Source organism: Streptomyces sp. NPDC005496 (assembly GCF_042872045.1).
GTDB lineage: Bacteria > Actinomycetota > Actinomycetes > Streptomycetales > Streptomycetaceae > Streptomyces.
This window is the reverse complement of sequence record NZ_JBIAJQ010000002.1, coordinates 838,721-861,339: the sequence shown is the minus strand read 5'-3', so window position 1 is coordinate 861,339 and position 22,619 is coordinate 838,721. Positions and strand designations below refer to the sequence as shown.

The following is a 22,619-nucleotide window of genomic DNA, read 5'->3' as shown; positions in this document are numbered from 1 at the left end:
GGGGGAGCCATGATCACGACTGACACCGTTGTCGGCGGTGCGATCGGACCGGCCGACGAGGAGCTCGACCGGTACGCCGCGCGCGTGCCGTCCTGGCTCCCGCTGACCGTCGGCCTGCCGCCGTCCGGGGCGACGCAGCGGGGACCGAAGACGCCCAGCGCCCGGAAGCCCCGCCAGGCAACGGACCTGACCGACCCGCTCGACACCCTCGACGCTCTCGGCACCCTCGACAGGCTCGCGGCCGAACTGCGGAACGACCTGGTCACGGACCCCGCCCACGCCTACGCCTACGACAGAGAGCTGGAGTCGATCGTCCTGGAGGGGCCGACGGGGGCTGGGGGGATGGCCGGGGTGACGGGCGGCACGGGGCTCACGGGGATGACGGAGATCCCGGGGGAGCTTTCCGTCGCGGACTTCACGGACTTCACGGACTCCCGCAGGGATGCGGCCCTCACCGGCCCTCCTCTGTCAGCGCCCTCGCTGGAGGCGGTCCTGCGTTTCACTGCGGCGACGGAGGAACTGGCCTCGGTGCGCGGGCGGTCCGCGTCCCTGGCGGGCCGGTTCGGGCCCGAGGCGGTGGAGCGGGCGTCGGCGCAGCTGACCGCGGTGTTCGAGCGGAGCGTGGGTGCCGGGGCGCTTCCGCCGTTCTGGACGGCGGCGGCTGTGGTGCGCCCGCTGGCCCGGATCGGGGGCTCCGAGGGCGGCTTGGTCCTGGAGCTGCCGCGCAGGTTGCTGGACGAGGAGTTCGGCACAGGCGGGATCATGCGCTTCGAGGAGGTCGACTTCCCGCCGACGCTGACGCACGAACCGACCCGCCGCTTCCTGCGCGAGACGGGACTGCCGGAGAACGGCGGCGTGTTCCAGCTCGATACGGAGGCGCCGCTGCGGACGCTGGCCGAGTACTGCGCGGACCAGTGGCCGGGGGACTTCCCCGACGAGGAACTCCCATCGGGCGCGGACCGGCTGATCCGCCTGGGTCACCTGACCGGGGCCGCCGACTTGGTCGTGGACGGGACGACGGGAGTGGTCCTCGCCTGGAGCGACCGCGACGGCGCCCTAGGCCCGCTGAACACAGACGTCTCCACCCTCGCGTTCGCCCTCTGGCTGCTTCACCGCGTGAGGTCACTCGCCCCGACGCAGAGCCTTACGGACTCCTACGCCCACCTGACGACCACCGCGACGCCGGCCCTGACGGGGGCTGATGCTGTCGCCGGCGACCGGACGCCGACGGACTCCGGGGACGACGACCGAGGGCACTGGCCCCACATCTGGCAGGAGGGAATAGGCGGAGGCCTCTGGATGTGGTCGTGAGGCGGCGTGATCGTGACGCGTTGTCCGACGCGGGGGAGTCCACGGGAGCGCCGGGCGCCTGGTCTCATGGGCGGCGTTGCGTTGCCGGACATCGCCGTCGCCGAGGCGGGTCCGGGTGGCGGGCTTCGCGGGCGCCCGTGGATCCGCCGGGCACGAGCGTCCGGCAGGCTTCAGGGACTTGGCGCGGTCAGATAGCGCTGGATCGTCGGCGCCAGCCATGCCACGATCTCCGCCCGCGCCAGCTCCACCGCCGGCGGCATGCGCAGTACGTAGCGTGTGAGCGCCAGTCCGAGCAGCTGTGACGCCATGAGTGCCGCCCGTGCCGGGGCCTGCTCGGGGTCGGGGCACACCTGCCGGGCGACGGGCAGCAGCTGGTCGCGCAGGATGCCCTGCATCCGCTCCGCTCCGGCCTGGTTGGTCACGCCGACCCTCAGCAGGGCAGTGAGGACCTCGTCGTTCTCCCACATGTCGAGGAAGTGTTCGACGAGGGTCCGCCCGGCGTCCTGCCGGCGGTCCGCCCCGTCCACGTCCGGCAGTCGAAGGTCGATGGCGACGGCCGCCGCGAAGAGGCCCTCCTTGTTGCCGTAGTACCGCATCACCATCGACGGATCGATGTTCGCGTCCCTCGCGATGGCGCGGATGGTGGCTCGCTCGTAGCCGTCGGTCGCGAAGCGTTCGCGGGCTGCCGCGAGGATCGCGCCGCGGGTGGCGTCGGAGCGGCGTGGGGTGCGGGAGCCGGTAACCGTCGAGGTGCTGTCACTGCCGTTCATGCCAACAAGCGTAGGCCAACGAACGTGGGTTAACGAGTATGGGTCAACAGCTGGAGGCCCACAACCGTTTGCCAACACGTGTTGACGCCCATGCCGACGCCTCGGTACGGTCGTCAACGGACGTTGGCCAACAAGTGTTGGTGTGTCCGAGATGGCAGGCAAGAGACGGCAACCCGGCGCTGGCAACAGGAGGCCACCATGAACGGCACCGCCACCCACCGCACCGTGATCGTCGTCGGCTCCGGACCCACCGGCCTCCTCCTCGCAGGTGACCTCGCCGCAGCCGGCGTCGCCGTTACCCTTGTCGAGAAGCGGCCGCGCAAGACCAGCAACCTCTCCCGAGCCTTCGGGGTGCACGCCCGCACGCTGGAGCAGCTCGACGCCCGGGGCCTCGCCGACGAACTACTCACCACCGGCGACACCATCACCGGCCTGCGCTTGTTCCGCCGGCTCTCCCTCGATCTGAGCACACTGCCCTCGCGTTTCCCGTTCCTGCTCATCACCCCCCAGTACGAGGTCGAGCGGCTCCTGGAGCGGCGGGCACGGGAGGCCGGTGTCGACTTCGCGTACGAGAGCGAGGTCGTGGGACTGCGCCAGGACGACGAGGGCGTCGACCTCGACGTGCGCGGCGCGGACGGAGCGGTCGTCACCCGCCGGGCGGCCTACGTCGTCGGCGCCGACGGTCACCGGAGCGCCGTCCGGGAGGCGATCGGCCTCGACTTCCCCGGGGTCTCCGTCATCAAGTCGCTGATCCTGGCCGATGTCCGGCTGGCGGAGAAGCCCGAGGACGTCCTCACGGTCAACGGACGCGACGACGCCTTCGCGATGATCGCCTCCTTCGGCGACGGCTGGTATCGGGTCATGGGCTGGAACCGCCGCAACGAGGTCTTCGACGACGCCCCGCTCGACCTCGACGAGGTCAAGGAGATCACCCGCCGTGCGCTGGGTTCCGACTACGGGATGCACGACGCCCGCTGGCTCTCCCGTTTCCACAGTGACGAGCGCCAGGCACCGCACTACCGCGTCGGACGGGTCTTCCTCGCCGGGGACGCCGCGCACATCCACTCCCCGGCGGGTGGGCAGGGCATGAACACCGGCCTCCAGGACGCCGCCAACCTCAGCTGGAAACTCGCCGCAGCCGTCCAAGGCCGGGCGCCCGAAGGGCTCCTCGACAGCTACGAGGCCGAGCGCCACCCGGTCGGCAGAGCGGTGCTGCGCAGCAGCGGGGGACTGGTCCGGCTGGGCCGCGCGCGCCATCCGCTGCTGCGTACCGCCCGTGCCATGGTCTCCGCGATCGTCGACGTCGCCCCGTCCGTCCAGCGCAAGGCGCTGGGGCAGGTCACCGGGATCGGCTACGCCTACCCCGCGCCTCGCGGCACCCACCGCCTCACCGGCACCCGCGCCCCCGACGTCGCCCTGAAGAGCGGCCGGCTCTACGAGGCGCTGCGCGGCGGCCGGTTCGTACTGATCACGCCCGGGACGTACGAGGACCCCGGTCCGCACGAGGGACGGCTGACCGTGGAGCGCTGGGCGGGCGACCGCCGGACGACCGTCCTGGTACGGCCCGACGGATACGTGGCCTGGGCGGCGGAGGGCGCGGACGGGGCGGAGATCGAGGCGGCCGTGGCCCGGCACCTGGGTTAGTGCCCGGCACCGGCACATGCCCCCGGCCCCCGGGCCTCGCCCCGGTTGGCCGGCGGTGGCTCACGACCCTGCCGGAGATCGAGTTCCCCCGTGGGCGGATCGGTCGACCGAGAGGCGAAGCGAGACGGACGGCCGAAAGGGCGGCACCCCGCCAGGGGGGGGCCGCCCTTTCCTCCGCCCGTTCAGGCGCTGGAGGCCGTGGCGGGAATCGAACCCACGTAACTCGCTTTGCAGGCGAGTCCCTAAACCACTCGGGCACACGGCCGGGCGGGGAGCGAAGTGCTTGCTCCCGACTTCGTGTGATGACCGTAGGGCGGGCCGGGGCGGGCCCTCAAGGGGAACGCGGGTCGTGCAACGCGACTGCCATACGGCGTTCATGAACGGAGCCTTGGGGCGCAGGCGCGCGGCGCCCGAGCCGTGCGTGAGTCGGCTCTGCAGGCGTCGACGGTTCCCCGGAGTTCCCGGAGTTCCCGGAGTTCCCCAAGTTTCTCGGGCCGTGCCGCGTGCCCGTTGCGCGGGGCGTAGGACCAGCGGACCAGGAGGGCAGCGACCTCCGACAGGGGTTAAACCCGGGCGTGCCCCTTACTCTGAGGTCCATGACCGCCCTGGAACCCGGCGACACCGGCGTCGCCCACATACCCGTACCCGTCGTGCTCCCGGAGGCCGAACCGAGCGAGGCCGCAGCCGGGGTGAAGGACGGGACAGGCGGCGTCGCCGATACCGGGGGCGTGCTGAGCCGTGATCACCGGGCGCTCAGCATCGGCATCGTCTCCGTCGTGCTGCTCATCGCCTTCGAGGCGACGGCCGTCGGCACCGCCATGCCGGTCGCCGCCCGTGAGCTCGACGGCCTGTCGCTCTACGCCTTCGCGTTCTCGGCGTACTTCACGACGAGCCTGTTCGGCATGGTGCTCGCCGGACAGTGGTCCGACCGGGCCGGCCCGATGACCTCGCTGGCCACCGGCATCGGCGCCTTCGCGGCCGGCCTGCTGCTGGCCGGCACGGCGGGAGCCATGTGGCTGTTCGTGCTGGGCCGGGCGGTGCAGGGGCTCGGCGGCGGCCTCGTGATCGTCGCGCTCTACGTGGTCGTCGGCCGTGCCTACCCGGAACGGCTGCGGCCGGCCATCATGGCGGCGTTCGCGGCGAGCTGGGTGATCCCCTCCGTCGTCGGCCCGCTCGCCTCCGGAGCGGTGACCGAACACCTCGGCTGGCGCTGGGTCTTCGTCGGCATCCCGGTCCTGGTCGTCTTCCCGCTCGCGCTCGCCCTGCCGCAGATACGGCGCCGCGCGTCGGGCCCGGCCGGGGGCGGCGCGCCCGCCCCCTTCGACCGGCGCCGCATCCGGCTCGCCCTCGGCATCTCCCTGGGCGCCGGGCTGCTCCAGTACGCCGCCCAGGCCGCGACCGGCGCGCACACCCGGTGGTTCGCTCTCGTCCCCGCGGTGGCCGGAACCGCGCTGCTCGTCCCCGCCGTCCTCGGTCTCCTGCCGCCCGGCACCTACCGGGCGGCCCGCGGACTCCCCTCCGTCGTGCTGCTCCGCGGCGTCGCGGCCGGCTCCTTCATCGCCGCCGAGTCCTTCGTACCGCTGATGCTGGTCACCCAGCGGGGGCTCTCGCCGACGCTCGCCGGGTTCTCGCTCGCCGCGGGCGGGGCCACCTGGGCGCTGGGCTCCTTCGTCCAGTCCAGGCCCCGCGTGGAGCCGTACCGGGAGCGGCTGATGTTCTCCGGAATGGTGCTGGTGGCCGCCGCGATCGCCGCCGCGCCGAGCGTGCTGATTCCGGCGGTCCCGGTTTGGACCGTCGCCGTGGCCTGGGGGTTCGGCTGCTTCGGGATGGGCCTGGTGATCTCCTCCAGCAGCGTGCTGCTGCTCAAGCTCTCCGCCCCCGAGGAGGCCGGCGCCAACTCCGCCGCCCTCCAGATCTCCGACGGCCTCTCCAACGTGATCCTGCTCGCCGCGGGCGGCGCCGCCTTCGCCGCGCTCGGCGGCGGCACGGTCACGCACACCGCCGGCGAGGTCACCGGCTCCCACCCCGCCGCCTTCGCCGCCGTCTTCCTGCCCATGGCCGCGGTCGCCCTCGCGGGCGCCTGGGTGACCACGCGGCTGAAGGAGGAACGGAGCCCGCGGACGTGAACCGGGACGCCCGCTGTGACGGCTGTGACGTGAGTCCCATCCACCCGTGACCCCGCGTCGTCCGCGCCTCGGCCCGCCCGGGGCGCCGGTAGGGTGGCCCGGTTGTCATACGTAGCCGAGTCGTCCGCCCGCCGTCACCCCCAGCCCCACCCGGCGCGCGTCGCGGACGGCCCCCGGATCGACCCACCCACGGAGACCGTGACTACCACCGCCGCCTCGACCTCCACCTCCCACCACCTCTCACCCGCGTTTCCCGGCCGCGCCCCCTGGGGCACCGCCAACAAACTGCGGGCCTGGCAGCAGGGGGCGATGGAGAGGTACATCCAGGAGCAGCCGCGCGACTTCCTGGCCGTCGCCACGCCGGGGGCCGGCAAGACGACGTTCGCGCTGACGCTCGCGTCCTGGCTGCTGCACCACCATGTCGTGCAGCAGGTGACCGTGGTCGCGCCGACCGAGCATCTGAAGAAGCAGTGGGCTGAGGCGGCGGCGCGGATAGGGATCAAGCTGGACCCCGAGTACAGCGCGGGTCCGCTCGGCAAGGACTACCAGGGCGTCGCCGTCACGTACGCCGGTGTCGGCGTGCGGCCCATGCTGCACCGCAACCGCGTCGAGCAGCGCAAGACCCTCGTGATCCTCGACGAGATCCACCACGCGGGAGACAGCAAGTCGTGGGGTGAGGCCTGCCTGGAGGCGTTCGAGCCGGCCACCCGCCGCCTCGCGCTCACCGGTACGCCCTTCCGCTCGGACACCAACCCCATCCCGTTCGTGACCTACGAGGAGGGGAACGACGGGATCCGGCGGTCCTCGGCCGACTACACGTACGGGTACGGCAGCGCCCTCGGCGACGGGGTCGTGCGGCCGGTCATCTTCCTCTCCTACAGCGGCAACATGCGTTGGCGCACCAAGGCCGGCGACGAGATCGCCGCCCGCCTCGGCGAGCCGATGACCAAGGACGCGATCAGCCAGGCCTGGCGCACCGCGCTCGACCCGCGCGGCGAGTGGATGCCGAGCGTCCTGCGCGCCGCCGACCAGCGGCTGACCGAGGTCCGCAAGGGCATCCCGGACGCCGGCGGGCTCGTCATCGCCTCCGACCAGGACTCGGCGCGCTCCTACGCCAAGCTGATCCGGGAGATCACCGGGAACAAGGCCACGCTCGTGCTGTCCGACGACACGGGTGCCTCGAACCGCATCGACGAGTTCAGCCAGAGCGACGACCGCTGGATGGTCGCGGTCCGCATGGTGTCCGAGGGCGTCGACGTCCCGCGCCTCGCGGTCGGGGTGTACGCCACCACGATCTCGACGCCGCTGTTCTTCGCGCAGGCCGTGGGCCGTTTCGTACGGTCCCGGCGGCGCGGCGAGACCGCCTCCGTCTTCCTGCCCACCATCCCCGACCTCCTCGGCTTCGCCAACGAGATGGAGGTCGAGCGCGACCACGTCCTCGACAAGCCCAAGAAGGAGGGCGAGGAGGACCCGTACGCCGAGTCCGAGAAGGAGATGGAGGAGGCGAACCGGGAGGAGGACGAGGACACCGGCGAGCAGGACATGCTGCCCTTCGAGGCGCTGGAGTCCGACGCCGTCTTCGACCGGGTCCTCTACGACGGCGCCGAGTTCGGCATGCAGGCGCACCCCGGGAGCGAGGAGGAGCAGGACTACCTCGGCATCCCGGGTCTGCTCGAACCCGACCAGGTGCAGATGCTGCTCCAGAAGCGGCAGGCCCGGCAGATCGCGCACAGCCGCAAGAAGCCGGACGAGGAGGCCGACCTCCTGGAACTCCCGGCGGAGCGGCGGCCGGTCGTCTCCCACAAGGAGATGATGGAGCTCCGCAAGCAGCTCAACACCATGGTCGGCGCGTACGTCCACCAGAGCGGCAAGCCGCACGGGGTGATCCACACGGAGCTGCGGCGCGTGTGCGGCGGCCCGCCGAGCGCCGAGGCCACCGCCGGCCAGCTGCGCCAGCGCATCGCCAAGGTCCAGGAGTGGGCCACCCGCATGCGCTGACGCCGCCCGGGGCGCCCTCCTGCTTCCGGCTCCCCCCCGGTCCCGGCGTCCCCGTGCGTCCGCGCGCGTTCCCACGTCCGCGCGCGTCCCGGCGTTCCCCCGTCCCCCGTCCCCGTGTCCGCACAGTGGACGGTCGGCAGTCGTCGCGGCGTGGCCGTGGGCCCGCGGCGCCGGGCACCGGGTGCAGGGCCCCGAAGGCCCGTATGTGCGCTGCCCAGGACGCCCGGCGCGCGAATCCCGTACCCCCGGCACGACCGTGCGCCCGGGGTGCGGGGCGGGCGGACCGGCCCGGGTACGCGCCCGTGCGTAACGGGACAAAGAACGTCACCTTACGATCATCGGTGCCCGGATTCTGGACGGAGCCTTCCGCTGAGCGGACCGGCTCGCTACTGTCCCGCTACGCACACGCCCCGTGGCAGCGCCGCCGCGGAGCGCAGCCGTGAAGCGCCTCCGCCCGGGACACCCCGGGTCGCTTGCCGACCGGCGGCCTCTGTAGCGCGTCGCCGACGGGACCGGCGACGCACCGCCGCGCAGGAGGCCGCCGACCCTCACCACGAAGGAGTGGGCGTCGTGACCGCGGAGACCTCCCAGACGCTCGACCGGGGACTGCGTGTCCTCAAGCTGCTCGCCGACACGGACCACGGACTGACCGTCACCGAACTCTCGAACAAGCTCGGCGTGAACCGCACCGTCGTGTACCGGTTGCTCGCCACCCTGGAGCAGCACGCTCTCGTCCGCCGGGACCTCGGCGGCCGCGCCCGGGTCGGACTGGGGGTGCTGCGCCTCGGCCGCCAGGTGCACCCCCTGGTGCGCGAGGCCGCGCTCCCCGCGCTGCGGGCGCTCGCGGAGGACATAGGAGCGACCGCCCACCTCACCCTCGTCGACGGGGCCGAGGCCCTGGCCGTCGCCGTCGTCGAGCCGACGTGGACGGACTACCACGTCGCCTACCGCGCAGGTTTCCGGCATCCGCTGGACCGAGGGGCCGCGGGCCGCGCCATCCTCGCCGCCCGGCAGGCGCTCGCCGAGCCCGGTTACACCCTGACCCACGGGGAGCTGGAGGCGGGGGCGAGCGGAGCCGCGGCGCCCCTGATCGGCGTGACCGGGGTCGAGGGCAGTGTCGGCGTCGTCATGCTCGCGGACTCCGTACCGGAGCGGGTCGGGCCCCGCGTGGTCGACGCGGCCCGGGAGGTCGCCGACGCCCTGCGCTGACCGGCGCACACCGGCAGGCGTCCCGCCCGGCGGGCCCGGTCCCACCGGCGGGCCCTCTTCACGCCTGTGCTCCGCGTTCCGGCGGCCCCTTCACCACTGTGCTCCCCGCTCCGGGCGGCGCAGCGCAGCGCACCAGCCCGGAACCGAACCGCGGTGAGGCTGCCGACGACGCGGTGGGCGGTCAGCACGGCCTCCTCCCAGGGCCCCTCTGTCCAGGCGCCCCTCCCGAGGACGCCCTCCCCTCGGACGGCGCCCTCCCTTCCGAGCGGCGCCCTCCCTCCAGGGAGCGCCCACCGCCCCGGGCCGAAACGTGCCTTCACGTTAGATTGACCCCGTGCTCTCTCGCCTCACGCGCCCCCAGGCCCTCGCCGTCTGCGCCGTACCCGTCGTGGCCCTGCTCGCCACGGCGGCGTTCGCGCCGCTGCCGTTCTCCCTGGCGCAGCCGGGCATGACGGCGGACGTCCTAGGTGAGAACAAGGGCGACCCCGTGATCACGATCAGCGGGGCGGCGACGCGCAGGACGGACGGCGAACTCCGTATGACGACGATCGAGGCGACCGGCCCGGACACGGACGTGAGCCTCGGTGACGTCGTCGACAGCTGGTTCCGCACGGACCGGGCGGTCATGCCGCGGGACTCGGTCTATCCGAGCGGCGACAGCACCAAGGAGATCGAGCGGCACAACGCCGAGCAGATGCGGCAGTCCCAGGACACGGCGACCGAGGCCGCGCTCGGCTACCTCGGCGAGAAGGACGTGAAGGTCACGCTGAAGCTGGCCGACGTCGGCGGCCCGAGCGCGGGCCTGCTCTTCTCGCTCGGCATCGTCGACAAGCTCGACGGCGACGGCAGCGGCGGCGACCTGACCGGCGGCCGCACGGTCGCGGGTACGGGGACGATCGACGCCGACGGCAAGGTGGGCGCGGTCGGCGGCGTCGCCCTCAAGACGCAGGCCGCCCGGCGGGACGGCGCGAGCGTCTTCCTGGTGCCGAAGGCCGAGTGCGCGGACGCACAGACCGAGCTGCCGAAAGGGCTGCGGCTGATCCCGGTCACCACGCTGAAGGGCGCGGTGGACTCCCTCGTCGCGCTGGAGAAGGGCAAGGGCGGGGTCCCCAGCTGCTGACCCGGCGAGCGCCGCGGTCGGCCCGGGGCCGAATCGGTCCTCAGTCCTCCTTCACGAACCCCTCCCGCACGAGCCAGTCCAAGGCGACCTGGTGCGGGTCCTGACCGTCCACGTCCACCTTGGCGTTGAGGGTCCGGGCCATGTCGTTGTTCAGCTTCTTCGTGATGGGGTCGAGGATCCCGGCGATCTCCGGATGCTTGTCCAGGGTCTTCGTATTGATCATGGGCGCCGCGTTGTAGTGGGGGAAGAAGCCCTTGTCGTCCTTCATCACCACGAGGTTCATCGACTTGATGCGCCCGTCGGTCGTGAACACCTCGCCGTAGGTGCAGCTCCCCTTGGCGACCTGGGTGTAGATGATGCCGGTGTCCATCTGGGTGATGTTCCCGGCGGGCACGCTCATGCCGTACGCCTTCTCCATCCCCGGCAGTCCGTCGGCGCGGTTGGCGAACTCGCTCTCCACGCACAGCGTCACCGCCTTCGCGTCCTTCTTGCTGAGCGCCGCGACCTGGGAGAGCGTGGTCGTCCGGTACTTCTCGAAGTTCTTCCGGTTCATGGCCAGCGCGTAGGTGTTGTCGAGCGCGGAGGGCGGCAGCCAGGTGACGCCGTTCTTCGCGTCGGCGGAACGGACCGCCTCCCACTGCTTCTGCGGGTCGGCGATCGGGTCGCTGTTGCCGAGATACGTGATCCAGGCGGTCCCTGTGTACTCGTACGCGGCGTCCGCGTCGCCGTTCTTGACGGCCTCCCGCGAGCCGATGGAGCCCTGGATGCCGGTGCGGTCCAGGACCTCGGCGCCGGCCGCCTCGAAGGCGATGCCCATGATCGCGCCGAGGATCAGCTGCTCCGTGAACTCCTTGGAGGTGACGGTGAGATCGACTCCCCGCAGCGGTTCGCCCTGGCCGATCGAGCCGGGCCGCACGTCGTCGACCATGGGGGAGCCGCTGGTCAGTCCGCACGCGGAGACCAGCACCAGGAGCCCGGCCGACAGCGGCCACCGGCGCCTCATGATCCCGCCTCCAGTCCGCGCGGCCGCAGCAGCAGTTCGGCCAGCGACGCCAGCCAGTCCACGAGGAGCGCGAGCGTGACCGTCAGGATCGAGCCGAGCACCAGCACCGGCATCCGCTGGGTCGTGATCCCGGTGGTGATCAGCACGCCGAGCCCGCCGCCCCCGCCGAAGGTGGCGAGGGTCGCCGTGCCGACGTTCAGGACGAGGGCGGTGCGCACCCCGGCGAGGATCAGCGGGACGGCCAGCGGGAGTTCGATGCGGGTGAGCACCCCCAGCGGGGACATCCCGATGCCGCGGGCGGCCTCCAGGAGCGTCGGGTCGTTGGCCTTGAGGCCCGCGATCGTGTTGGAGAGGACCGGCAGGATCGCGTAGATCGTGATGCCGATCAGGGCCGACCTCTCGCCGGTGCCGAGCCAGATGACGAGCAGCGCCAGCAGGCCGATCGCCGGGGTGGCCTGCCCCATGTTGGCGAAGGTCATCGCGATCGGGGTCGCCTTGCGGAACGCCTTGCGGGTCAGCAGGATGCCCAGCGGGATCGCGATGATCAGCACGAAGAACGTGGAGATCACGGTCAGCTGGATGTGCTGACGCAGGGCTTTCCAGACGAGACTGCTCGCCAGCGCGTTCTCGGAGATCGGGTCGAGGTCGGCCTGCCGGAACCAGAGCCAGGTGGCGAGCAGCAGTGCCACCATCACGGCGGGCAGGAACGTCAGCTTCTGCCAGCTGATCCGGCGGCGGGTGAGGGCCGGTGGCGGGGGAGCGGCCGCGGTGCCGCCGTCGTACCCGGCGCCGCCCGGCTCCTCGTCCCCGGCGTCGTCGCGGAAGGCGAGGCCCTTGACGTCGTGCTCGCCCTCGGGGCGGCGGCCCCCGGGCGTCCTCGAACCGTTCACGCCCTCGACTCCCCGCCCTCGGCGCCCTCCTGGTCGTGGCGGGTCTGCTGGGCGCGTGCCTCCTCCAGCTCGTGCTGGTGCTCCATCGCGTCCAGCCGGTCCGCCTCCAGGAGTTCGTGCACGGAGTTCATCAGCGTCTCCATGTCGACGACGCCGGTGTACTCCCCGCGCCGCCCGGTGACCGCGACCCGGCCCGCGTTGTCGGTGAGGACGGCCTCCAGGGCGTCCCGCAGCGTGGCGTCCCGGGTCACCGTGTCGTGCACCAGCGTGCCCGCCCGCGCCAGCGATCCGCGTGCCCGCATGAGGTCGCCGCGCCGCAGCCACTTGTAGGGCCGGCCGCGCTTGTCGAGGAGCAGGATCTCGTTGGTGCCGCTGGAGCGCAGCCTGTTGAAGATGTCCTGGAGGGGATCGTCGACGGTGACCGTCGGATAGTCGGTGATCTCGACGTCCCGTACGCGGGTGAGGTTGAGCCGCTTCAGCGCGGCGCCGGCGCCCACGAACCCGGAGACGAAGTCGTCCGCCGGGTTGGTCAGGATCGCCTCCGGGGTGTCGAACTGCGCGATGTGCGAGCGCTCGCGCAGGACCGCGATCCGGTCGCCCAGTTTGATCGCCTCGTCGAAGTCGTGGGTGACGAAGACGATCGTCTTGTGCAGTTCGTGCTGGAGCCTGATCAGCTCGTCCTGGAGGTGGTCGCGGGTGATCGGGTCCACCGCTCCGAACGGCTCGTCCATCAGGAGCACCGGGGGATCCGCCGCCAGTGCCCGCGCCACGCCCACGCGCTGCTGCTGGCCCCCGGACAGCTGACGGGGATAGCGGCCGTGGAACTCGCCCGGGTCGAGGCCGACCAGGTCGAGCATCCCCTCCACCCGCGCCCTGATCCGCTGCTTCGACCAGCCGATCATCCGCGGCACCAGCGCGATGTTCTGGGCGACGGTCATGTGGGGGAAGAGGCCGGACGCCTGGATCGCGTAGCCGACCTTGCGGCGCAGCTTCACCGGGTCCATGTGGGTGACGTCCTCGCCGCCGATGCGGATGCGGCCGCCGGTCGGCTCGATCAGCCGGTTGATCATCTTGAGCGTGGTGGACTTCCCGCACCCCGAGGGGCCCACGAAGACGACCAGTTCACCCGCCTTGATCTCCATGTTGACGCTGTCGACCGCGGGCTCCCGGCTGCCCGGGTAGTGCTTGGTGAGGTTCTCCAGCTCGATGGTGGCGCCCGTCGTCGGCGCGTCCTGGGCCGCGGCGGGGGCGTGCCCGGTGTCGAGGCCGGTGGTCTCAGGCACGGATCCCCCTCGGGATGGTCAGCCGTCCGACGAGGACGTACGCGGCGTCGAACAGGAGCGCCAGGACGATGATGCCGAGCGTGCCCGCGAGCACCTGGTTGAGCGCGTTCTTGCTGCCCAGGGAGGCGATGCCGCGGAAGATCTCGTTGCCGAGGCCCGGTCCCGAGGCGTACGCCGCGATGGCCGCGATGCCCATGAGCATCTGGGTGGAGACCCGGATGCCGGTGAGGATCGGCGGCCACGCCAGCGGCAGCTCCACCCGCAGCAGCCGGGTGACCCGGGACATCCCGATGCCCTTCGCCGCGTCCACCAGCGACGGGTCGACTCCGCGCAGGCCCACGATCGCGTTGCGCACGATCGGCAGCAGCCCGTAGAGGGTCAGTGCGATGACCGTCGGCGGGACGCCGAGACCCACGACCGGGATCAGCAGACCGATCATGGCGAGCGAGGGGATCGTCAGGATGGTGGACGTGGTCGTGGTGGCGAGGTTGCCCGCCCAGTCGCTGCGGTAGGTGACGACGCCGATGACGACGCCGATGAGTGTCGCGACGACCATGCACTGGAAGACGGCGCTGGCGTGCTGGTACGCGTCGGTGAGCAGCTGCTGGTGGCGGCTGCTCAGGTACTCCCAGAAGTTCACGGGCCTCACCTCGGGACGGGCGTACCGCCGGGCTCGGCCCCCGCGTCAGGAGTCTCCCGACGCCTGCTCCACCAGCGGGATGATCCGCAGCGGAACGGGGTTCTCCATGACGATCGCCGTGGAGGCCCGGACGATGCCATCAAAACCGACAACCCGGTCGATCACCCGCTGGAGATCGGCGTTCGAGCGGGCGACCAGCCGGCAGAGCATGTCCCCGCTGCCGGTCGTGGTGTGCAGCTCCAGCACCTCGGGGACCGTCGCCAAGTGGGCCCGTACGTCCGCCCCTTGCCCCTGCCTGATCTGCAGGGTGGCGAACGCCGTCACCGGATAGCCGAGGGCCGCCGGGTCCACCTGCGGACCGAAGCCCCGGATGACTCCATTCGACTGAAGCCGGTCCAGGCGGGCCTGCACGGTGCCGCGCGCGACGCCGAGGCGCCGGGACATCTCCAGCACCCCGATACGCGGCTCCCGTGCCAGCAGCACGATGAGCCGGCCGTCCAGATGATCGATCGCCACGCCGGCCTCCGTGATGGTCATCCTGTACAGAACGCCCGATCCTACGGGCCTCACGTTGGGCAGAATGCCCAGTCGAAACGCAAACTATTGCGCACGTTGCGGAACGGGGCGACGCTGCCGCCATGACTCAGACAACCCACCACACCCCCAGCACCGCGCGCGAGGCAGACCCCTTCCCGGTGAAGGGGATGGACGCGGTCGTCTTCGCCGTGGGCAACGCCAAGCAGGCGGCGCACTACTACTCCAGCGCCTTCGGCATGCAGCTGGTCGCCTACTCCGGACCGGAGACGGGCAGCCGCGAGACGGCGTCCTACGTCCTCACCAACGGCTCGGCGCGCTTCGTCCTCACCTCCGTCGTCAAGCCCGCCACCGACTGGGGCCGCTTCCTCGACGAGCACGTGGCCGCGCACGGCGACGGCGTGGTCGACCTCGCCATCGAGGTCCCGGACGCGCGCGCCGCCTTCGCATACGCCGTCGAGCACGGCGCCCGCCCCGTCACCGAGCCGTACGAGCTGAAGGACGAGCACGGCACGGTCGTCCTCGCGGCCATCGCCACCTACGGCAAGACCCGCCACACGCTGGTCGACCGGTCCGGCTACGACGGCCCCTACCTGCCCGGCTACGTGGCCGCCGACCCGATCGTCGCGCCGCCCGCCCGCCGCACCTTCCAGGCCATCGACCACTGCGTCGGCAACGTCGAGCTCGGCCGCATGAACGAGTGGGTCGAGTTCTACAACAAGGTCATGGGCTTCACGAACATGAAGGAGTTCGTGGGCGACGACATCGCGACCGAGTACTCGGCGCTGATGTCCAAGGTCGTCGCCGACGGCACCCTCAAGGTCAAGTTCCCGATCAACGAGCCCGCCGTCGCCAAGAAGAAGTCCCAGATCGACGAGTACCTGGAGTTCTACGGCGGCGCGGGCGTCCAGCACATCGCGCTGAACACGAACGACATCGTCGAGACCGTCCGCACGATGAAGGCCGGCGGCGTCCAGTTCCTCGACACCCCCGACTCGTACTACGACACGCTCGGCGAGTGGGCCGGCGAGACCCGCGTGCCGGTGGAGACGCTGCGCGAGCTGAAGATCCTCGTCGACCGCGACGAGGACGGCTACCTGCTGCAGATCTTCACCAAGCCGGTCCAGGACCGTCCGACCGTCTTCTTCGAACTCATCGAGCGCCACGGCTCGATGGGCTTCGGCAAGGGCAACTTCAAGGCCCTGTTCGAGGCGATCGAGCGGGAGCAGGCGAAGCGCGGCAACCTGTAGCGGCCGGCCCGGCCCTCAGCGCGAGCCCGAACGGACCGGAGCGGGTGACACCCCGCCCCGGTCCGTCGGCCGCGCCGCCGACGGCTCCGGACCCGGCTCCGCAGCGTCCTCGCCGCTCTCGGTGTCCTCGGTGTCCTCGGACTCCTCCGGCAGCCCCACCGCGGCCGGCTCGCCCAGCGCCTTCAGCGCCTCCTCGGCTGCCGGGACGAGGAGCGGGGAGAAGTACGGATTGACGCGCAGCGCCTCCTGGAGATGCCGGCGGGCCGGCCCGTACCGCTTCAGGGAGCGTTCGATCTCCCCCCGGTGATACGCGTACAGGGCGCTGCGCACCCCGCCGCCGTGCTCCGCGTCCATCGCCCGCGTCGCGAACTTCAGCGCCTCCTCGTCTTGGCCGGCCCGGTGCAGCGCCCAGCCCAGCGCGTCCGCCACCGCGACACCCGGGTGCCGTTCCCACTCCCCGCGCAGCCGCCGCACCGCGGACCGCGCGTCCCCGTGATCCGCCTCGAACAGCCCCAGCACCAACTCGACGTCGACACCCCCGGCGGCCTCCTCCCGCGCCCGCTCCCGCAGCAGGTCGTACTGCACCCGGGCCGCCCCGCCCAGCCCCAGCGACTCGTACAGCTCGCCCAGCTCCAGGGCGTACCGCGGCGACGGCCGCCTTTCGAGCACGGTCCGGTACGCCTGCAGCGCCTCCGACGTGCGGTGCAGCGAGGTCAGCGCCCGGCCCTGCCCGGCGAGCGCCGTGTACTCGTCGGGGTCGGTGCGCAGTGCCGCCCCGTACCGCAGCAGCGCCTCCTCCGGCTCGCCCCGCTCCCACGCCAGATCGCCCGCGCGGGACAGATAGGCCGCCCGCTCGGCCGGCGTCCTCGCGCCCGCCGCCGCGTCCGCGAGAGCTGCGGCGGCGTCCTCGCGCCAGCCGCGGTCCCGGTACACCTGGGCGGCCCGTGCCATGACCGCCGGACCCGAGCGCAGTTCCTGCAGCCGGTCGAGCGTGCGGCGGACCGCCTTGTGGTCACCGAGACCCTCGTACGCCTCCAGCAGCTGCGGGTACGCCGTCCACCGCTTCGGCGCCCGCGTGACGGCCTCCTCGCCCCACTTGCGCGCCGCCCGGAAGTCGCCGCGGGCGTTCGCGAGGGCGGCCAGCCCCTCCACTGCCGTGCCCTTCCCGGCCGCCCCGGTCCCCAGCGCCGTGCGCAGCGCCTTCTCGGCCTTCGGGTAGAACGCGGGAGCGGCCGTACGCCGGCCCTGCTCGACGTACGCCGCGCCCAGCAGCGCCCACGAGCGGCCGTCGCCGGGCCGGGTCCGTACGCGCGCCTCGCGCTCGCCGATCAGCGCCGCGAGGTCGGGCAGCGCCACCGGGACCCCGGCCCCCACCGCCCTCACCGTCCTGGCCATCGGACCCGGCGCGGGCGGCGGCGGCTTCGCCCGGTCCGCGGGCAGCAACACCAGCACCCCACCGAGGACGGCACCCGCCGCGACGGCACCGGCCAGCAGGCGCCGCACGACGGGGGAGCGGCGCGGCCCGGAGGGAGCCGGCGGGAGCTGTGCGATCACCATGCCGCTCACTGTGCGTCAACACCGGGACCACGCCCCGGCACGCGAAGGGTGCCGTATCCGGGGTTCACACCGATGGCCCCGGGTGCGACGCTGTGATCATGAGCCGTATCGAAGCCCCGCGCGACGAAGCGACGGGCAACCTCGTGGACCGTCTGCTCGCGGGGCTGCCGGCCGAGGCGGTCCTCGTCGACCCGGACGTCACCGCCTCCTACGCCCACGACATGGCCAGCTTCTGCGCGGCGGGCACCCCCGCCGTCGTCGTCCTCCCGCGCACCGTCGAACAGGTCCAGCACGTCATGCGCACGGCCACCGAGCTGCGCGTCCCGGTCGTCCCCCAGGGCGCCCGCACGGGCCTGTCCGGCGGTGCCAACGCCACGGACGGGTGCATCGTGCTGTCCCTCGTCAGGATGGACCGGATCCTTGAGATCAGTCCCGTGGACCGGATCGCCGTCGTCGAGCCCGGCGTCGTCAACGCGACGCTCTCGCGCGCCGTCAACGAGCACGGGCTCTGCTACCCGCCGGACCCGTCGAGCTGGGAGATGTGCACCATCGGCGGCAACATCGGCACGGCCTCCGGCGGCCTGTGCTGCGTGAAGTACGGGGTGACGGCCGAGTACGTCCTCGGGCTCGACGTCGTCCTCGCCGACGGCCGCCTGATGAGCACCGGACGCCGCACGGCCAAGGGGGTCGCCGGGTACGACCTCACGCGCCTCTTCGTCGGCTCCGAGGGTTCGCTCGGCATCGTCGTACGGGCGGTCCTGGCCCTCAAGCCGCAACCGCCGCGGCAGCTGGTGCTCGCCGCCGAGTTCGCCTCCGGCGCCGCCGCCTGCGACGCCGTCTGCCGGATCATGGAGGGCGGCCACGTTCCGTCCCTGCTCGAACTGATGGACCGCACGACGGTGAAGGCCGTCAACGCGCTGGCCAACATGGGGCTCCCGGAGACCACGGAGGCGCTCCTCCTGGCCGCCTTCGACACCCCGGACCCCGCCGCCGACCTCGCGGCGGTCGGCGCCCTGTGCGAGGCGGCGGGCGCCACCCAGGTCGTACCGGCCGACGACGCGGCCGAGTCCGAACTGCTCCTGCAGGCACGCCGGTTGTCGCTGACCGCGCTGGAGGCGGTGAAGGGCACGACGATGATCGACGACGTCTGCGTGCCGCGCTCCCGGCTCGGCGAGATGCTGGACGGGGTGGAGCGCATCGCCGAGAAGTACGCCCTCACCATCGGGGTCTGCGCCCACGCGGGCGACGGCAACACCCACCCCACCGTCTGCTTCGACGCGGCCGACCCCGACGAGTCACGCCGGGCCCGCGAGTCCTTCGACGAGATCATGGCCCTCGGCCTCGAACTCGGCGGCACCATCACCGGCGAGCACGGCGTGGGCGTCCTGAAGAAGGAGTGGCTGGCGCGCGAGATCGGCCCCGTGGGCGTGGAGATGCAGCGCGGTATCAAGGCCGCCTTCGACCCCCTCGGCATCCTCAACCCGGGCAAGGTCCTCTGAGCGGTACGGGAGCCCCGGCCCCTCACTCACCCTCCGCCGACTCGTCGGACGGCCACGGGTCGCGCAGCCACAGGTCGTCGGCCGGGGTGGGCGCGAGAAGCTCGGCGAGGCCGTCGTCGATGCCGAGCTGCCCGGCCTCGGAACCCGGGGGGACCGCCCGCAGGGTGCGCTCCAGCCAGGCGGACACCTGCGCGGCGGGCGCCTCCAGCAGCGCGTCCCCGTCGGGCGAGCTCAGCGCCATCAGCACGACACCGCGGCCCGCGACCTTCGTCGGCCACACCCGCACGTCACCGTGCCCGCACGGCCGGAACACCCCCTCCACGAGCAGCTCGCGGGCGAAGGTCCAGCTGACGGGATGGTCCGAGCCCACATGGAAGGTGACGTGGACGGCGTACGGGTCGTCGGTGCGGTAGGTCAGCCGGGCCGGGACCGGGATGCTGCGTTCCGGGGACAGGACGAGGTTCAGCTCGAGCTCGCGTTCCACCACGGTGTACATGTCGATGCGCTTCCTTTCCGGATCGGGGCCCACGGAACGAGCCCGTACGAGTGGAGAGCGCGGGGCGCCCGGATCATTACGCGGGTTCGGGGAAGTTCTTCCGACTCCTGCGCGCACTGTCCCGGACAGCTTCGGTGCCAGGAGCGCGAGAGGGGGCGCGCGGTTGCCCTAATGGGGTGGGTAGCGCCGGAGCGCCGGTGGGGCGGGCGCGCGTCTGATAGATGTGGAGCCCCCAAAAGACCCCCGAGCAGATACGGGACGACGGACATGAGCGCCCCAACCCCGGCACCCGGCGACGACAGGCCCCGCGAAGGGTATTACCCGGACCCGTCCATTCCTGGATATGTCCGGTACTGGAACGGTGCGTCCTGGGTGCCGGGCACCAGCCGTCCCGCGCCGACGGACGGGGTGCCCCTCGCGCCCCCGGCCGGCGCGCGTCCCGCCTCCGTACCCGCTCCGGCGCCCGCCCCGCAGCGCTCGGTCCCGCTCGCGCGGGGAGCGGTGCCCCCGGCCGAGGAGACCGGCCCGCACTTCTTCGACGAGGATCCGCAGCCCCCGGCCGCGCCCCGCCAGGTGAGCCCGGCCGAGGCCCAGCACGGGAGCCGGCCCGAACCGGCGTCGGCCTGGGGCGCCGACCGGTCCCGGCAGTCCGGCTTCGGCGGCGACCAGGACCGCCGGGTCTCCTGGGGCGCCGGCCAGGGCGATCCGCGCGTCCCGCACACGGCGGAGCCCGGCGAGGCGCTCGTGCAGCCCGACGGCAGGTCCGCCCGCACGGACGGCACCACGACGATTCCCCCGGCGGACACCGGGGAGGACTCCCCGCGCCCGCCCGCCTCGGGCGGCACCGTCGTCTTCCGCCGCCCGACCGGCGGCACCGCCGCGGCCCCCGGGACCGCGGGCACCACCGGCACGCCGGACGCGGCCGGGAGTTCCGGCGCCCCCGGCACCACCGCCTCCGGTGCCGCCCACCCAGGGACCTTCGGCGCCCCGGGTTCCGGAACGGTGAACTCCGGTACGGGTGACGCCGCCACGCCCGCCGGTGCCTTCGGACCCGCGGGAGCGACCGGCGGGCCGCGTGTACCCGGACCCGCGGTCCCGGGACAGCCGTCGGCGCCCGGCGCCGCCCGAGCCGACGGCGGCGCGGGACCCCAGGGACCCCGCGGCTCCCTCGCGCCCGAGGGGGCAACGGCCTTCCGCGCGCCCGCCCCGCGCACGGAGCGGCAGGGCGGGGCGCAGAGCGGCGGGCCGGGAGCGGTCACCCCGCCCCCGACGTCCGGGCAGGCCGCCGCCTCCCAGGCGCGGCAGACACCGGCCCCGTCGGTCCCCGCGCAGTCCGGCGGCCCGGCCGCCTCCCCGATGAGCCCCGGGGCGGGCGGCGGACAGCCGTCCTGGGCTCAGCAGGTGCACCGGCTGGCGGGAGCGGGCGACGAGGGACAGCCCGTCGTCCCGTGGAAGCCGCCCGTCGACGACGTGTTCCAGGCGGCGGCCCGCGCCCAGGCGGCCGCCCGCCCCGCGGGGCTCGGCAGACGGCTGGCCGCCCGGCTCGTGGACACCGTCGTGCTGGCCGGCGCCACCTCCGTGGCCGCCGTCCCGCTGGGCACCAAGGCACTCGACCACGTCAACGACAAGATCGACGCGGCGAAGCAGTCCGGCGAGACCGTCACGGTGTGGCTGCTGGACGGCACGACCACCACCTGCCTCGGCATCGTCCTCGCCGTGCTGCTGGTCTTCGGTGTCCTCTACGAGGTGCTGCCCACCGTCCGCTGGGGCCGCACGCTCGGCAAGAAGCTCTGCGGCCTCCAGGTGCGCGACATCGAGGGCGGTGAGCCGCCCTCCTTCGCCCCGGCGCTGCGCCGCTGGCTCGTCTACAGCATCCCCGGTGTCCTCGCCATCGGGGTGGTGGGCGTCCTGTGGTGCCTGTTCGACCGGCCCTGGCGCCAGTGCTGGCACGACAAGGCGGCCCACACCTTCGTCGCCGCCTGACCGGAGCCCGTCGCCCGGACGGACCCGTGCCGGATGCGGAGCCGGGGGGTTCGCGGTCGACTCGGGCCATGAGCACCGAACCGCCGCCCCCCGGTCAGTTCCCGGACGACGACCCGTTCAAGAAGCAACAGCCGCCGCCCGCCCAGGGCGGCGGATCCCCGTACGACACCCCGCCGCCCCAGGGCGACCCGTACGGCAGCGGCGGCCCGTACGGGGGCCCGGGCGGCGGAGGGGACCCCTACGGCGGCGGAGGCCCGTACCAGGCCCCGGGCGGCGGGGACCCGTACGGAGGCGGGGGCGGCGGTCCGTTCGGCGGTGCGGACCCGCTCGCCGGGATGCCTCCGCTGGCCGGCAGCGGCAAGCGGGTGCTGGCGCGGATCATCGACATGATCCTGGTCGGGATCGTGATCTGGCTGCTGTCCTGGGGTTTCGGTTTCGCCCAGTACACGGTCGACACCGACGACATCGAGTACGGCAAGTCGTTCGGGCAGGAGGTCGTCGCCGCGATCCTATACATCGCGTACGACACCCTCATGATCAGCAGGACCGGCCAGACCCTCGGTAAGCGGCTCTTCGACCTGCGGGTGGCCAACCTGGACAACGGCGCGACGCCCTCCGTGCAGACCTCGCTGACGCGCGCGGCCGTGCTGTGGTTGCCGTTCGCCTTCTGCTGCGCCTGCGTGTGGACGGCGATCGCGGGCGGCTGGAGCTTCTTCGACCGCCCCTACAAGCAGGGCCTGCACGACAAGGCGGCCAAGACGGTGGTGGTCAGCACCCGTTGAGCCCGGCCGTCCCGTCGGCGGGACGGCACGCGCGGCACAGGACGGCGGGCCCGTGTGACACGGGCCCGCCGTCCTGCGTGCGAAGGTGCGTGACTCAGGGGCCCGACGGTCCGCGCGCGGACTCGGCCGAGCCGACGGAGGCCGTCTCCCGCCGTACCGGCACGGGCACCTGCTCCGGCATCCGGGGCCCGGCGGCGGCCGGTTCGGGTTTCGGTAGCGGGACCGTCATCGCGACGAGGAGTCCGAGGACGAGCGCCGAGAGGGCGATCACCGCGATACCCGCGCCCGAACTCGTCTGCGACAGCAGCAGCATGGCGAGTGTGGAGAAGATCACGGTGCAGGAGCCGTAGGCGAGCTGTGCGGCGGTCGGGCGAGGCCTGGCAGTCGGACGAGGCATGGCAATCGTGTCCTCGGGTGGGTGTCTCCCCCCGAGCCTCTCGCGATCGGGGAGGGTGCGGATAAAGATCTGGGGGTCGGACAACGGTGTCGACTTGGCTTTCCGCCGGCATTCCGGCGCTCCGCCA

General features: G+C 72.8%; 19 protein-coding genes and 1 tRNA gene. 10 read left to right on the top strand and 10 right to left on the bottom strand.

Annotated features, from left to right (window positions below):
• Window positions 1–9: 9 nt before the first annotated feature.
• Window positions 10–1,311 (top strand): SUKH-4 family immunity protein, encoded by a 1,302-nt coding sequence (locus ACFYQQ_RS08325; protein WP_355781664.1) that lies wholly within the window; start codon window positions 10–12, stop codon window positions 1,309–1,311.
• 170 nt (window positions 1,312–1,481) lie between these two features.
• Here ACFYQQ_RS08325 and ACFYQQ_RS08320 read toward each other — a convergent pair whose 3' ends face one another.
• Window positions 1,482–2,081 carry a TetR family transcriptional regulator gene (locus tag ACFYQQ_RS08320; RefSeq protein ID WP_355781666.1) on the bottom strand — a complete coding sequence of 200 codons (600 nt, stop codon included), beginning with the start codon at window positions 2,079–2,081 and terminating at the stop codon, window positions 1,482–1,484.
• Window positions 2,082–2,279: 198 nt separating this feature from the next.
• On the opposite strand from ACFYQQ_RS08320, the gene ACFYQQ_RS08315 reads away from it, so the two are divergent.
• Window positions 2,280–3,725 carry an FAD-dependent monooxygenase gene (locus tag ACFYQQ_RS08315; RefSeq protein WP_355781669.1) on the top strand — a complete coding sequence of 482 codons (1,446 nt, stop codon included), beginning with the start codon at window positions 2,280–2,282 and terminating at the stop codon, window positions 3,723–3,725.
• A 190-nt stretch (window positions 3,726–3,915) separates the two neighbouring features.
• Here ACFYQQ_RS08315 and ACFYQQ_RS08310 read toward each other — a convergent pair.
• A tRNA-Cys gene (locus ACFYQQ_RS08310) sits at window positions 3,916–3,990 on the bottom strand.
• A 331-nt stretch (window positions 3,991–4,321) separates the two neighbouring features.
• Between ACFYQQ_RS08310 and ACFYQQ_RS08305 the strand changes: the two genes are divergently transcribed.
• The 4 genes from ACFYQQ_RS08305 (at window position 4,322) to ACFYQQ_RS08290 (ending at window position 10,178) form a co-directional block, all read left to right on the top strand.
• A complete protein-coding gene (locus ACFYQQ_RS08305; protein WP_388903924.1) occupies window positions 4,322–5,851 on the top strand; it encodes an MFS transporter in 1,530 nt (509 codons plus the stop codon).
• 198 nt (window positions 5,852–6,049) lie between these two features.
• Window positions 6,050–7,849 (top strand): DEAD/DEAH box helicase, encoded by a 1,800-nt coding sequence (locus tag ACFYQQ_RS08300; RefSeq protein WP_355794005.1) that lies wholly within the window; start codon window positions 6,050–6,052, stop codon window positions 7,847–7,849.
• A gap of 570 nt (window positions 7,850–8,419) precedes the next feature.
• Window positions 8,420–9,058, top strand: coding sequence for a helix-turn-helix domain-containing protein (locus ACFYQQ_RS08295; RefSeq protein WP_355792139.1), 639 nt, complete (start codon window positions 8,420–8,422; stop codon window positions 9,056–9,058).
• 334 nt (window positions 9,059–9,392) lie between these two features.
• Window positions 9,393–10,178 carry a S16 family serine protease gene (locus ACFYQQ_RS08290; RefSeq protein ID WP_355792142.1) on the top strand — a complete coding sequence of 262 codons (786 nt, stop codon included), beginning with the start codon at window positions 9,393–9,395 and terminating at the stop codon, window positions 10,176–10,178.
• 40 nt (window positions 10,179–10,218) lie between these two features.
• On the opposite strand, the gene ACFYQQ_RS08285 is transcribed toward ACFYQQ_RS08290, so the two are convergent.
• The 5 genes from ACFYQQ_RS08285 to ACFYQQ_RS08265 are packed head-to-tail and all read right to left on the bottom strand — an operon-like array spanning window position 10,219 to window position 14,510.
• A complete protein-coding gene (locus tag ACFYQQ_RS08285) occupies window positions 10,219–11,181 on the bottom strand; it encodes a glycine betaine ABC transporter substrate-binding protein (RefSeq protein WP_355792145.1) in 963 nt (320 codons plus the stop codon).
• Window positions 11,178–12,071, bottom strand: a complete 894-nt coding sequence (locus ACFYQQ_RS08280) for an ABC transporter permease (protein ID WP_356172823.1) — start codon at window positions 12,069–12,071, stop codon at window positions 11,178–11,180. The genes ACFYQQ_RS08285 and ACFYQQ_RS08280 overlap by 4 nt, the downstream gene beginning before the upstream one ends.
• Window positions 12,068–13,354 carry a betaine/proline/choline family ABC transporter ATP-binding protein gene (locus tag ACFYQQ_RS08275; RefSeq protein ID WP_355791335.1) on the bottom strand — a complete coding sequence of 429 codons (1,287 nt, stop codon included), beginning with the start codon at window positions 13,352–13,354 and terminating at the stop codon, window positions 12,068–12,070. Before ACFYQQ_RS08275 ends, ACFYQQ_RS08280 begins: the two co-directional genes overlap by 4 nt.
• Window positions 13,347–13,994, bottom strand: coding sequence for an ABC transporter permease (locus ACFYQQ_RS08270; protein WP_355791332.1), 648 nt, complete (start codon window positions 13,992–13,994; stop codon window positions 13,347–13,349). The genes ACFYQQ_RS08275 and ACFYQQ_RS08270 overlap by 8 nt, the downstream gene beginning before the upstream one ends.
• 45 nt (window positions 13,995–14,039) lie before the next feature.
• Window positions 14,040–14,510, bottom strand: coding sequence for an Lrp/AsnC family transcriptional regulator (locus tag ACFYQQ_RS08265; protein WP_355791329.1), 471 nt, complete (start codon window positions 14,508–14,510; stop codon window positions 14,040–14,042).
• Window positions 14,511–14,632: 122 nt separating this feature from the next.
• Between ACFYQQ_RS08265 and hppD the strand changes: the two genes are divergently transcribed.
• The gene (hppD, locus tag ACFYQQ_RS08260) at window positions 14,633–15,778 is read left to right on the top strand and encodes a 4-hydroxyphenylpyruvate dioxygenase (RefSeq protein ID WP_356172817.1); all 1,146 of its coding nucleotides are present in this window, start codon (window positions 14,633–14,635) and stop codon (window positions 15,776–15,778) included.
• A 15-nt stretch (window positions 15,779–15,793) separates the two neighbouring features.
• On the opposite strand, the gene ACFYQQ_RS08255 is transcribed toward hppD, so the two are convergent.
• Entirely contained in the window at window positions 15,794–17,335 is a 1,542-nt protein-coding gene (locus ACFYQQ_RS08255; RefSeq protein WP_355790561.1) for a tetratricopeptide repeat protein, read from the bottom strand.
• 92 nt (window positions 17,336–17,427) lie between these two features.
• Between ACFYQQ_RS08255 and ACFYQQ_RS08250 the strand changes: the two genes are divergently transcribed.
• Complete coding sequence (locus tag ACFYQQ_RS08250; RefSeq protein WP_355790558.1) at window positions 17,428–18,834, top strand: FAD-linked oxidase C-terminal domain-containing protein; 1,407 nt, start codon at window positions 17,428–17,430, stop codon at window positions 18,832–18,834.
• 22 nt (window positions 18,835–18,856) lie between these two features.
• Here ACFYQQ_RS08250 and ACFYQQ_RS08245 read toward each other — a convergent pair whose 3' ends face one another.
• The gene (locus tag ACFYQQ_RS08245; RefSeq protein WP_355790555.1) at window positions 18,857–19,330 is read right to left on the bottom strand and encodes an SsgA family sporulation/cell division regulator; all 474 of its coding nucleotides are present in this window, start codon (window positions 19,328–19,330) and stop codon (window positions 18,857–18,859) included.
• Window positions 19,331–19,597: 267 nt separating this feature from the next.
• On the opposite strand from ACFYQQ_RS08245, the gene ACFYQQ_RS08240 reads away from it, so the two are divergent.
• Entirely contained in the window at window positions 19,598–21,313 is a 1,716-nt protein-coding gene (locus ACFYQQ_RS08240; RefSeq protein WP_388903919.1) for an RDD family protein, read from the top strand.
• A 68-nt stretch (window positions 21,314–21,381) separates the two neighbouring features.
• The gene (locus tag ACFYQQ_RS08235; protein ID WP_355795307.1) at window positions 21,382–22,095 is read left to right on the top strand and encodes an RDD family protein; all 714 of its coding nucleotides are present in this window, start codon (window positions 21,382–21,384) and stop codon (window positions 22,093–22,095) included.
• A 94-nt stretch (window positions 22,096–22,189) separates the two neighbouring features.
• Here the strand turns inward: ACFYQQ_RS08235 and ACFYQQ_RS08230 are convergent, their stop codons facing one another.
• Complete coding sequence (locus ACFYQQ_RS08230; RefSeq protein ID WP_388903917.1) at window positions 22,190–22,492, bottom strand: hypothetical protein; 303 nt, start codon at window positions 22,490–22,492, stop codon at window positions 22,190–22,192.
• Between the last annotated feature and the right edge of the window lie 127 nt (window positions 22,493–22,619).

Excerpts from the sequence above, each read along its gene's own strand:
- ACFYQQ_RS08325 (WP_355781664.1), top strand. The coding sequence starts at position 10 with ATGATCACGACTGACACCGTTGTCGGCGGTGCGATCGGACCGGCCGAC.
- ACFYQQ_RS08320 (WP_355781666.1), bottom strand. The coding sequence starts at position 2,081 with ATGAACGGCAGTGACAGCACCTCGACGGTTACCGGCTCCCGCACCCCA.
- ACFYQQ_RS08315 (WP_355781669.1), top strand. The coding sequence starts at position 2,280 with ATGAACGGCACCGCCACCCACCGCACCGTGATCGTCGTCGGCTCCGGA.
- ACFYQQ_RS08305 (WP_388903924.1), top strand. The coding sequence starts at position 4,322 with ATGACCGCCCTGGAACCCGGCGACACCGGCGTCGCCCACATACCCGTA.
- ACFYQQ_RS08285 (WP_355792145.1), bottom strand. The coding sequence starts at position 11,181 with ATGAGGCGCCGGTGGCCGCTGTCGGCCGGGCTCCTGGTGCTGGTCTCC.
- hppD (WP_356172817.1), top strand. The coding sequence starts at position 14,633 with ATGACTCAGACAACCCACCACACCCCCAGCACCGCGCGCGAGGCAGAC.
- ACFYQQ_RS08255 (WP_355790561.1), bottom strand. The coding sequence starts at position 17,335 with ATGGTGATCGCACAGCTCCCGCCGGCTCCCTCCGGGCCGCGCCGCTCC.
- ACFYQQ_RS08245 (WP_355790555.1), bottom strand. The coding sequence starts at position 19,330 with ATGTACACCGTGGTGGAACGCGAGCTCGAGCTGAACCTCGTCCTGTCC.
- ACFYQQ_RS08240 (WP_388903919.1), top strand. The coding sequence starts at position 19,598 with ATGAGCGCCCCAACCCCGGCACCCGGCGACGACAGGCCCCGCGAAGGG.
- ACFYQQ_RS08235 (WP_355795307.1), top strand. The coding sequence starts at position 21,382 with ATGAGCACCGAACCGCCGCCCCCCGGTCAGTTCCCGGACGACGACCCG.
- ACFYQQ_RS08230 (WP_388903917.1), bottom strand. The coding sequence starts at position 22,492 with ATGCCTCGTCCGACTGCCAGGCCTCGCCCGACCGCCGCACAGCTCGCC.